The 11085-nt window shown below is 61.8% G+C and carries 10 protein-coding genes and 1 pseudogene; 7 read left to right on the forward strand and 4 right to left on the reverse strand.

What is annotated here, in order from left to right:
* From adk to CAK78_RS04175, 6 genes are all read left to right on the forward strand, one after another.
* A partial coding sequence (adk, locus tag CAK78_RS04150; protein ID WP_141214118.1) for an adenylate kinase occupies nt 1-638 on the forward strand: 638 nt, incomplete at its 5' end.
* A gap of 114 nt (nt 639-752) precedes the next feature.
* Complete coding sequence (gene hemH / locus CAK78_RS04155) at nt 753-1727, forward strand: ferrochelatase (RefSeq protein ID WP_141214119.1); 975 nt, start codon at nt 753-755, stop codon at nt 1725-1727.
* A 73-nt stretch (nt 1728-1800) separates the two neighbouring features.
* Complete coding sequence (locus CAK78_RS04160) at nt 1801-2193, forward strand: MAPEG family protein (RefSeq protein WP_017765837.1); 393 nt, start codon at nt 1801-1803, stop codon at nt 2191-2193.
* 178 nt (nt 2194-2371) lie between these two features.
* On the forward strand, nt 2372-3676 hold the full coding sequence (locus tag CAK78_RS04165; RefSeq protein ID WP_094696464.1) for an inosine/guanosine kinase: 1305 nt from the start codon (nt 2372-2374) through the stop codon (nt 3674-3676).
* Between the two features lie 188 nt (nt 3677-3864).
* Nucleotides 3865-4227, forward strand: a complete 363-nt coding sequence (locus tag CAK78_RS04170; protein ID WP_005301823.1) for a DUF2750 domain-containing protein — start codon at nt 3865-3867, stop codon at nt 4225-4227.
* A gap of 168 nt (nt 4228-4395) precedes the next feature.
* A complete protein-coding gene (locus tag CAK78_RS04175) occupies nt 4396-4890 on the forward strand; it encodes a hypothetical protein (RefSeq protein WP_017765835.1) in 495 nt (164 codons plus the stop codon).
* Here CAK78_RS04175 and CAK78_RS04180 read toward each other — a convergent pair.
* Entirely contained in the window at nt 4853-6493 is a 1641-nt protein-coding gene (locus CAK78_RS04180; protein WP_094696465.1) for an EAL domain-containing protein, read from the reverse strand. The two genes, CAK78_RS04175 and CAK78_RS04180, sit on opposite strands and share 38 nt — an antisense overlap.
* A gap of 188 nt (nt 6494-6681) precedes the next feature.
* Here CAK78_RS04180 and glgC point away from each other — a divergent pair, with 188 nt between their 5' ends.
* Nucleotides 6682-7956, forward strand: a complete 1275-nt coding sequence (gene glgC / locus CAK78_RS04185; RefSeq protein WP_094696467.1) for a glucose-1-phosphate adenylyltransferase — start codon at nt 6682-6684, stop codon at nt 7954-7956.
* 77 nt (nt 7957-8033) lie between these two features.
* On the opposite strand, the pseudogene CAK78_RS04190 reads toward glgC, so the two are convergent.
* From CAK78_RS04190 to CAK78_RS22605, 3 genes and pseudogenes are all read right to left on the reverse strand, one after another.
* Nucleotides 8034-10033, reverse strand: a pseudogene (locus tag CAK78_RS04190) (hypothetical protein).
* Between the two features lie 145 nt (nt 10034-10178).
* Nucleotides 10179-10730, reverse strand: coding sequence for a lipoprotein (locus CAK78_RS04195; RefSeq protein WP_017784692.1), 552 nt, complete (start codon nt 10728-10730; stop codon nt 10179-10181).
* Between the two features lie 46 nt (nt 10731-10776).
* Nucleotides 10777-11019 carry a hypothetical protein gene (locus CAK78_RS22605; protein WP_141214120.1) on the reverse strand — a complete coding sequence of 81 codons (243 nt, stop codon included), beginning with the start codon at nt 11017-11019 and terminating at the stop codon, nt 10777-10779.
* Between the last annotated feature and the right edge of the window lie 66 nt (nt 11020-11085).

An 11085-nucleotide genomic window follows, 5' to 3' on the forward strand; every position in this document is an offset into this window, starting at 1 on the left:
TTGTTCTGTTGGGGGCTCCGGGTGCCGGCAAGGGTACTCAGGCTCAGTTCATCATGGAAAAACACGGTATTCCGCAGATCTCCACCGGCGACATGCTGCGTGCCGCGATCAAGGCGGGCACCGAGCTGGGCCTCAAGGCCAAAGCCGTGATGGACGCAGGTCAGCTCGTCTCTGACGACATCATCGTCGGCCTGGTCAAAGAGCGTATTGCCCAACCGGATTGCGCCAACGGCTTCCTGCTGGACGGTTTCCCGCGCACCATTCCCCAGGCGCAAGCCATGAAGGATGCCGGTGTTGCCGTGGACTTCGTACTGGAATTCGATGTGCCGGACGAAGAGATCGTCAAGCGCATGAGCGGTCGTCGCGTTCACTCCGGCTCCGGTCGTACCTACCACGTGGTGTTCAACCCGCCGAAAGTGGAAGGCAAGGATGACGTGACCGGCGAAGATCTGGTGATCCGTGCCGACGACGAAGAGACCACAGTGCGCAAGCGTCTGGATGTGTACCATCAGCAGACCGCGCCGCTCATCGGCTTCTACGGCAAGGAAGCGGAAGCGGGCAACACCCGTTACGTCAAGATTGATGGCACCCAGCCGGTGGAACTGGTCAGCAAGCAGCTGGCGACCATCCTGGGCTAAGCCCGCCATTGCCATCGTCCCCCAGGGGCCAGCGGCAATGTGCCATTGAGACAAGGGCCCGACAGGGCCCTTTCTTGCATATAAGACATAACAACAGAAAGACAGGAAGCAAACGTGACCACGAAAACCGGGATCTTGCTGGTCAATCTGGGTACCCCAGCCGCGCCCACCACGGCCGCCGTCAAGGCGTTTCTCAGCCAGTTTCTGCACGATCAGCGGGTCGTCGACCTGCCGCGCTACCTCTGGTGCCCGCTGCTCCACTTCATCATCCTGCCGACCCGCTCCCCCAGGGTGGCCAAGCTCTATCAGCAGGTGTGGACCGAGCAGGGCTCGCCGCTGATGGTGATAAGCCAGCAGCAGCGCGCGGCGCTGGAGCAGGAGCTCAGGCGCGAAGGGGTCGAGGTGCCGGTGGAGCTGGCCATGACCTACGGCTCCCCCTCGCTGGAGGAGGGCTGGCAGGCACTCAAGGCCAAGGGGGTCAACCGGGTGATCCTGTTGCCGCTTTATCCCCAGTATTCGGTCAGCACCACCGCCTCGGTGTTCGATGGCTGGAGCCGGGCGATGAAAAAAGAGCGCAACCTGCCGGTGGTGCGGCTCATTCGTGATTACCATGCTCACCCCGAATATATCCAGGCGCTGGCCATGAGCGTGCGCCGCCACTGGGAGCAGCACGGCCAGGGCGAGCACCTGCTGATGTCGTTCCACGGCATTCCCGAGCGCTACGAGCGGGAAGGGGATCCCTATGGTCAGCAGTGCCGGCGCACCGCTGCCCTGCTGGCAGAAGCGCTCGGGCTGGAGGCCAGCCAGTGGACCGCCAGCTTCCAGTCCCGTTTTGGCAAGGAGGAGTGGCTCAAGCCCTACACCGACGTGACCATCGGTGGTCTGCCGGCAACCGGGATCAAGCGACTCGATGTGATCTGCCCCGCCTTTGCCGCCGACTGCCTCGAAACCCTGGAGGAGATCCAGGTGCAGAACCGGGAGATCTTCATGGCCGCCGGGGGCGAGCAGTTTGAATACATTCCGGCCCTCAACAGCGATCAGGCCCACATCCGCATGATGGTGTCGCTGATCTGCCGCGAGCTGGCCTGATCGACACGCCGCCCGTGCCGTACCCCGGAGCGGGCCGTGTTTTGTTCGTTATCCAAGGAGAAGGAGTGTCATCATGATGCATATCACCCTGATTTACGCCGGCCTCTTGGGGCTGCTGTTTCTGCTGCTCTCCTTCTGGGTGGTCAAGCGCCGCGCCCAGTTCAAGGTGATGATTGGGGAAGGGGAGGCGCCGGAGATGCGCGCCGCCATCCGGGCCCATGGCAACTTCGCCGAGTACGTGCCGCTCACCCTGCTGCTGATGGCGCTGTGCGAGCTGGCGGGAGTAGGTGCCTTCTGGTTGCACCTTGGCGGCGTGCTGTTGCTGGTGGGGCGCATCCTGCACGCCATCGGCATCCAGATCCCCAAGGCGCCGAACATGCCGCGCCTCTTCGGCACCCTCTTCTTCTGGCTCTCGCTCGGGCTCTTCTCGGTGCTGGCGCTGGCCAGCGGGCTCGCCGTCGGCTGAGTCTTCTCCGCCCCCAAAACCACCTCCTCGCAAGGTGGTTTTTTGATGGGTTATGGTAAACGTTTTCCTCTGCAGCCCTTGTCTATACTGACTTCATATTTTAATCAGGCGACTTTTCGGCGCGGCGGATTGTGTTAAAATCCCGCCCCTCTTTCCCCCAGAGCACAAGAACATTGCCATGAAATTTCCCGGTCAGCGCAAGTCCAAACACTACTTTCCTGTGGATCGTCGTGATCCCCTCATCTCCCAGAGTGCGGAGCTCTCGGAGCGGGGCAAGGCCTATGTGGTCGGGATTGACCAGACGCTGGTCGACATTGAAGCGCACGTTGACCTGGCGTTTCTAGAGCGTTACGGACTGAGCCGCGGCCACTCCATGCTCATCTCCGATGAGGTGGCGGAGCAGATCTACGACGAGCTCAAGAGCAACAACATGGTGGTGAGCGAATTTGCCGGTGGCACCATCGGCAACACCATGCACAACTACTCGGTACTGGCGGACTCCCACTCCATCCTGCTCGGCGTCATGAGCCTGGACATCCGCATCGGCAGCTACGCCTACCGCTACCTGTGCAACACCTCGTCGCGAGTCAACCTCGACTACCTGCAACCGGTAGACGGCCCGGTCGGCCGCTGCTTCACCTTCATCACCGAAGGGGGCGAACGCAGCTTTGGCATCAACGCCGGCAAGATGGACCATCTGGATGTGGCCCACATCCCCGAGGAGATCATCAAGGAGTCCTCCGCCCTGGTCATCACCGCCTACCTGGTGCGCGGTGAAGATGGGACTCCGATGAAGGACGCGGCCATGGCTGCGGTACGCTATGCCCGCGAGGCCGGCGTGCCTGTGGTGCTGACCCTGGGTACCCGCTTCGTCATCGAGTCCGACCCCCAGTGGTGGCGCGACTTCATCAGCGAGAACGTCACCGTGCTCGCCATGAACGAGGAAGAGGGCGAGGCCCTGACCGGTTTCTCCGATCCCCTGGCCGCCGCCGACAAGGCGCTGGACTGGGCCGACATGGTGCTCTGCACCGCAGGTCCGGTGGGGCTCTACATGGCTGCCTACACCGAAGATGACTTCAAGCGCGAGACCACGTTGCCTCTGCTGCCCGGCGTTATCCCCGAGTTCAACATGTACGAGTTCAGCCGCCCCATGACCCGCAGCGGCTGCCGCGTGCCCAAGCGCATCTACTCCCACATCTCTCCCTATATGGGCGGGCCGGAGAAGATCAAGAACACCAACGGGGCAGGGGATGGGGCACTCTCCGCCGTGCTGCACGACATGGTGGCCAACGCCTATCACCGCAGCGCCGTGCCCAACTCCGCCAAGCATGTGGCCGAGTTCCTCACCTACTCCTCTCTCTCCCAGGTGTGCAAGTACGCCAACCGGGTGAGCTACGAGGTGCTGGCCCAGAGCAGCCCGCGCCTGTCGCGCGGTCTGCCGGAGAAGGAAGACAGCCTGGAAGAGGTGTACTGGGAGCGTTGATCCCGCCCTCTGCGCTGAAAACGCCTCCTTCGGGAGGCGTTTTGTCAGGTAAAACCCGCCATCGGGCAGTTTTTTGTGTGATAACCCCCAAGATGCTTGAGTCCATGTCGCTTTTGCGACACCATTTGGCCACCGCATTGCCACTCGGCACTGCCGTGGCCGCAGCACCCGATTAAAGAGAGAGCCCCATGAGTAAGTTAACTGACAATCTTGACGCCAATTTCCAACTGTTCATCGAAGAAGTCCGCGAGTCGGGTCAGGTGTGGGGTCTGCGCTACGGTGAAGACTGGGTGGTCTGCCGCTCTGCCGAGTTCGAAGATGCGGACGTGATGCCGCTCTGGTCCGCCGAAGAGGACGCCCGTCTGCACTGCGTGGACGAGTGGGCCGACTACGAGCCGGAAGTGATCGAGCTGGAAGAGTTCCTCGACATCTGGATCAACGATCTGGACGAAGACGACGTGCTGGTCGGCCCGAACTGGAACGCCGATCTGGAAGGGCAGGAGCTCGAACCCATCGAGCTGGCCAAGGCGCTGGTGGAACTGGACGCCTGAACCAGGCTGCATTGAACCGGGCCTTGGCCCGCGTCATGAGAACCGATATCCGAGAGGATGTCGGTTTTTTTATGGCCGGCTTGCAGAATACTGAATGAAAAGGCGATTTGCCTTTGCACCTGTCGGGGGGATGGTCCATCATCAACCTTTTGCCGAGCGGGAGGATCCATGTTTGTATTCGACGTCACCGGCGCTGCGGGGGAGCGGGCCGAGATCCGGGTCCAGGCGCTGGACTGGGGACAGAGCGGCCCCGTCACCTTTCACTGTGATGACGATCGACTGGCGGTACTGCTGCTGACCGACTGCCGCTGCGATGCGGTGGGCTTCTTCAACTTGCTGGCGGGCTGCAAGCCGCTCTATCTGGAGCAGTGGCTCAGCTATCTGCAGGAGACCGGCCGCATCGCCAAGCAGAGCTGCCAGCTGGAGAGCCCGGCCCAGGAGGATTACCTCGCCAAGGCCGGTCTTGAAAACGAGGAGCTCAATGCCCTGCTGGGGCAGGTCTATCAGGTGGCGGGCTTCAACCGGCTGCAGATCAACCGTTACCTCAAGAATCGCCACAATCCCACCGCCCTGGCGACCCGCTACGATCAGAAGGAGCTGGAGCGCTATCGCCAGCTCAACGACATCATTCTGACTCTGTTGAAGTTGAAGCATCCTCAGTAAAGAGCCCGAGCTGGCTGATGTCCGGCCGAAGCGGCTGGGGCCTGGCGATGAGATAGCCTTGCAACCCGTCCACATACATGCCCTGCAGCAGCTGCTTCTGGCCCAGTTGCTCGACCCCTTCCGCAATCACCTGGCACCCCATCCGGTGTGACACGTCGACGATCATCCGCACGAACTGCTGATTGGTGAGATCCTGCTCCAGCCCGGTGATGAGGGCGGGATCCAGCTTGATGTAGTCGGGCTTGAGCTCGCGAAACAGGCTGAACGAGCCGATCCCCTTGCCGAAGTTGCAGATGGCGGAGCGGCTGCCGTTGCGTCTGAGCAGCTCGAACACCCGCTTGGCCCCGGTCGGGTTGCGCTCCAGGTGCTCCTCATCCAGCTCGAACACCAGGTTGGCGCTGGTGTTGGGATCGTTGAGCAGCTGTCGGTCCAGCCAGATCAGAAAGGCGCTGTTTTGCAGCAGATTGCTGGAGAGGTTGATGCCCCAGCGACTCTGGTTGGAGCCAAAGGCCCGGTACTGGCGCATGAAGTGGGTCACCAGCATCTGCTCCAGCCGCATCACCATGTCCAGCCGCTGGGCCATGGCGAACAGGGTATCGGTGGGCAGCACGGTACCGTCGGTGCTGCTGAAGCGGGGGTAGATCTCGTTGTAGGCCAGCATGCTGCGGTGCATGGGCTGGATCGGCTGATAGGTAAAGTCGATCCGCTCCTGCTCCAGCAGCTCGGTCAGCACCAGCTTCCAGTGATGCTGCCCCTGCAGCTCCACCACGTTGTCATCCTGCTGGATGGCCCAACCGTTGACCGCCTCGGTCTGGGCGCGGGCCAGCGCCAGATCCGCCCGGGCCAGAATGGCTTCTACCTTCTGGCCGCTGCTGAGCCGGGTCAGCCCCGAGTAGGCGGCGCTCTCCAGTTCATGCTCCTGCTGGTAGTGATCGAAGGCGATCTTCAGATCCCGCCCGAGCAGGGGAGGCGGTATGTTGGCCTCCGGCCGAACCAGCACGGCGAAGTCGGCCCCCGAGATACGGTAGACCTGATGGCCAGGAAAGCGGTTCACCACCCTGGTGATGAGGTTGGCAATATCCTTGATGTAGGCATCCCCAGACTGAAAGCCGCGCTGGGCGTTGAGCTTGCCAAGCTCGGTGGCACGGATCAGCACCAGAGTCGCGGTCTGGGTATCCTGATCCCGTTGCAACAGCTCGGTCATGTCGCGCCGAAAGGCGTGACGGTTTTGCAGCTGGGTCAGTTCGTCCTGGGTCGCCTGGTGGTGCAGTTCATTGATCTGGCGGTGGGCATCGAGCTCGGCTTCGTTGAAATGGGCGAGCAGTTGCTGCAGGGCGGCCTGGGCTGTCGGGGTCTCCAGGCAGGTGGGGTCGCGCAGTTGCAGAGCCCGGCACCACACCTGCTCCTGTCTCTCTCGGTCTGCCTGTTGCAGCCCCATCACCAGCCGGATCAGCAGGCCAAAGCCGAGCAGGCTGGTGGCGAGGATGAGCAGCAGGGTGAGCGGCGTGCTCACGAAGGCGAGCCAGAGTCCCTGCAGCATCAGCAGGGGAGCACAGATGAGAGCCATCACCATCAGCTGGTTGCTCCCGAGCTTGTTCAACATGGTGTCATCCTTGATGATGTCGTTGATGCTGAAATTCTAACCAAGCTCGCATCGCAAAGCATGCGATCCTGCTCAACTCCTGGAAAAGGGCCAATTGAAATCAGTTAAATGTGAGTGAAACCACTTTCATGACGCCGGAAACAGGCGAAGATGAATCGAGAATGGATCAAAACAAGGCAGAGGTAATTATGTTGTTAGAACCCGTAAATACTGCCAAAGCACGGCAACTATTGAACCAGAGTATGGCCTTGGTGCTCGCGGGGGGACGGGGCAGTCGCCTGAAGCAGTTGACCGACAACCGCGCCAAGCCTGCCGTCCATTTTGGCGGCAAGTTCCGCATCATCGATTTCGTGCTCTCCAACTGCATCAACTCAGGCATTCGCCGGGTGGGGGTGGTGACCCAGTACAAGTCCCACAGCCTGCTGCGTCACCTGCAATCGGGCTGGTCTTTCCTGCGCTACCAGATGAACGAGTTCATCGACCTGCTGCCTGCCCAGCAGCGGGTGGACGAGGTGCACTGGTATCGCGGCACCGCCGATGCCATCTACCAGAACGTCGACATCATCCGTGACTACGGCCCCAAATACATAGTGGTGCTGGCGGGGGATCACATCTACAAGATGGACTATGCCGCCATGCTGCTCGATCACGTGCGCCTCGGCGCCAAGGTGACGGTGGCCTGCATCGAGGTGCCGCGCGCGGAGGCTTCCGCCTTCGGGGTGATGGACATCGACGAGCAGCGCAAGATCCGCGCCTTCGTGGAGAAGCCGGCCAATCCGCCCGCCATGCCGGGTAACGAGCACGTCTCCCTGGCCTCCATGGGCATCTACATCTTCGAGGCGGAGTACCTCTATCAGCTGCTGGAGGAGGACATCCACAACCAGGAGTCCAAGCATGACTTCGGCATGGACGTGATCCCGCGCATCGTGGGGGAGGGCAAGGCCTTTGCCCACCCGTTCACCATGTCCTGCGTGGGGGCCAAGGAGGGGCAAAAACCCTACTGGCGGGACGTGGGTACCCTGGATTCGTTCTGGGAGGCCAACATGGATCTCGCCTCCGTGGTGCCCGAGCTGGACATCTATGACGAAAACTGGCCCATCTGGACCAGCCAGACCATGACGCCGCCAGCCAAGTTTGTGCAGGACAGAAACGGCCAGCACGGCATGACCATCAACTCCATGTTTGCGGGGGGGTCGATTGTCAGCGGCTCCTTCGTGCTCAACTCGGTGCTGTTCACCCATGTGCGGGTGCACTCCTTCTGCACCCTGGATCAGGCGGTGATCTTCCCCGGGGTAGAGATAGGCTCCGGCTGCCGCTTGCGCCGGGTGGTGGTGGACAAGGGCTGCAAGCTGCCCGATGGCCTGGTGGTGGGGGAAAACGCGGACGAGGACAGCCGCCGTTTCTACCGCTCCGAGCAGGGTATCGTGCTGGTAACCAAGGAGATGCTGGCCAAGCTTGAGTGATGTCACTGCCAACGCCAGACGCCACAACTAAAAAGGGAGCCGATAAGGCTCCCTTTTGCTGTTCAGCCAGTGGCTGATTATTTTTCGGTGATCAGCGCCTTGGCGGCCATCACCATGGCGGTGCCGTGCTTGCCACCGGCGGCGGTGACTTGCGGGACGCCATCTTCGTCGGTGTCACCACCGGCCCCTTCGATGACGTTCTCGCCGGAGTCGCCGATCCACTCGGCCATCTGCATGCCGCCGTTGACGGTGCCGCGGAACCAGCTCACGTAGCGCTGGGTCAGCTGGGCCAGCTCCAGCGCCGGGGCCTTCTCGCTGCCTTCGTTGCGCAGGTTCAGCATGGCGGAGCGCAGGGCGCCGGAGATGGCGGCCTGGGTCCAGGGGGTGTATTCACCCTGCTTGCCAGCGAGCCAGGTACCGGCTTTCTGGTTGAAGTAGGCCTTGTCGGCGGCGATGAACAGTTCGCGCGCCGCCGTGCGGTACTTGGCATCCGAGGTTGCCAGGAAGGCGGCGGTCAGGCCGCGGATGGCGGCAAACTGGGCGTCGATGGACTGGCCGGCATCGAGCTTGCCACCCAGGGTGATCCCATCGTGCACCAGCCCATTTTTGCCCTTGAGATTGGCCAGGATGAAGTCGGCCTGCTGGCGAATGAGCACCAGTGCCTGCTGGCCCTGGGCGGTTTTCAGATTCAGCCCGCCATTGTCGCCAGCCGCGTAGCCCACCGGTAGTGCATCCTGGGCGCGCTGGAAGATCTGCAGGGCGACCAGGCTGTAGGCGGCGTCAAAGGTGGTGACGTGCCTGGCCTGTTTGCCGGCCTGCCAGCTGTCCACCAGGGTGCCGGCCTTGGGCTCGAAGTGGAGGGCATTGAGGTTCTTGAACACCATGCCGGAGAGGTTCAGCGCCAGGGAGAAGGCATCGTCACCCGCCACCAGTTTGGCGGCATCGCTGCCCTTGTTGGCGGCCGGTGCGGCGGCGAACGGGGCACCGTCAAACACGGCGTGGAAGGCCGGGTTCTGGTTGGTGTTGGCGCTGCGCTGATCGCTGAAGGCGTAGAACTCGGAGAGCGGCCACAGCATCATCCAGGCGTCGCGCAGCTGGGCGGAGCCATCCACCACCTCCAGCTTGCCGATGGCGCCGACCTCGTTCTTGGCCGTCTCGGTCACTTTCACCTGATGGGGGAAGTAGACGATGCCCTTGGCCGGATCGTATTGCGGAGTGATCCTGGCGCCCAGCTGCTTGCCGTCAAAGCCGAGCTGACCCTGCAGGATGGCCAGCTTGTCGATGGACTGCTCGGTCAGCATCATGCCGTTGAAGCCGTCGGCGGCAGAGACCCCCAGCTTGTGCTTGCCGTCCTGATCCATGGTGGCGGACGCGGCTTCCACCTCCTCATCGGTCTCGGCCACGTGCATGCCGCCGAGGAAGTCCTGGGACCACATCACTTCCTTGAGCAGGATGCCCCCACGGCTGCCGGTACCAGCAGGTTGTCACTGCCGCTCCAGCGCAGGGTGGCGTAGTCGCGGAAGTAGGCCGGTACCTGGGTCTTGACGCTCTTCTCGTTGCCCTTGGCGGTCTTGATGGTGATCTGGTCACCGTTGACCGGGGTGGCGTTGACGGCCTGGGCGAACTCCGGATTGGCAGAGGCGTAGGGCAGGGAGAGGGGATACATGCCCTGCGGCACTTCATCGGCCGGGAAGCCGACTGCATCGGCCATGGCCAGCACCCGCTGGCCGAGGGTGGCCATGGTGCCGCCACGGGCCAGGTTTTGCGGCCCGTTCACCAAATGAGGGCCCATGCCGGATTGGTAGTTGAGGGCGTACATCGCCTCCTCGGAGTACTCGTAGGATTCGATGCCAGCCGCGAAGTCGAACGGAGTCGGCTCGTCGGCGCGGTTGGCGTCCAGCACATCCAGATCCAGACCGAGGGCCTCGGCCAGCGGCTCACCGGAGAGCTCGAATTCGGTGTAGGCCAGCATGTTGGCGGCGGTGTTGAATGTCTTGTCTTCTACCTTGACGGCGGCGTGTGCGGCGCCGCTCAGGAGGGCGCAGGCGATCGCCTGGACCAGTACGGTTTTTCTCATGTCCCTTCTCACCATATGTTTGATTTTATTATGACGCTTCTCATGAATCTAAATGAGAATGGTGTGCATTATGAGGCAAAGGGGGGAGCTTGAGAAGAAAAAACCGCGCCCCTGGGGTTGAAGAGAGGAGGGGCGCGGTTGGGGGTCAGAGCAGCTTGAAGGGGATGACCAGCCGGCCGGGCTCCACCTTGAGCGCCTCGACTTTATCTTTGATCCGCGCCTCGTTCTGGCGGCTGCCGTCGAGCCGGTAGACGGGGGTCTGGGAGAGGAACAGGGAGAGCGACTGGTTGAAGGTGGGCAGCAGCGGAGTGAGGGCGGTGCCCACGTCTGCCGGCTCTGTCTTGACCGAGAGCAGCTCGAGATCGCGCAGATAGATGGCCCCCTGCTCGGCCACGTAGTCGGGGCGGGCGCTCAGGGAGAAGCGGATCTTCATCTGCTGGCTGCCCAGCGGGCTCGTCACCTGCAGATCGCCGGCGGCATCCAGCTCGACCCGGTCGGCCTGGCGGCGACCAATGCGGCTTTGCATCTCATCGAGGCGGATCTTGCTCGACATGATGCCAGGGATCCCCAGCTGTTTTTCGAAGGCGACCCTCTCTTTGAGGTATTGGTTGATCTCCCCTTCGCTGACGTTGTACTGGGTGAGTGAACAGGCGGCCAGCAGCAGGCTGAGGGGGAGCAGAAGCAGGTGCTTTAACATCGAGGATCCCGTGGGTTGAGACAATGGTCATGAAGATGGCGCCATCTTAGGGGTAAATGGCGCTCGCTGCCAGCGTGGGCGGTGAGTTCGCGGTTTTTGTCGCAGCCCCATATGGGGTGTTGGCGGCGGTGCTCATACGGGCAAGAGGAGTCGGCCCTGCACGGCGGGCCACGACGGGCAATATCCACAGATAAGTTCCAGTTTTATCGGCATAAAAATCCCATTGACCGGGGGATTTCAAAGCGAGTATTTTACCGCCGCACAAATACAAATTGATAATCATTATCATTTTGAATCATATTTGAGGGTGTAACGTGGATACTCTTGTGATGGAAAATAGCGCGCCTGCCCAGGC

Origin of the sequence: Aeromonas sp. A35_P (assembly GCF_002259925.1) — a bacterium.
Taxonomy (GTDB): domain Bacteria; phylum Pseudomonadota; class Gammaproteobacteria; order Enterobacterales; family Aeromonadaceae; genus Aeromonas; species Aeromonas dhakensis.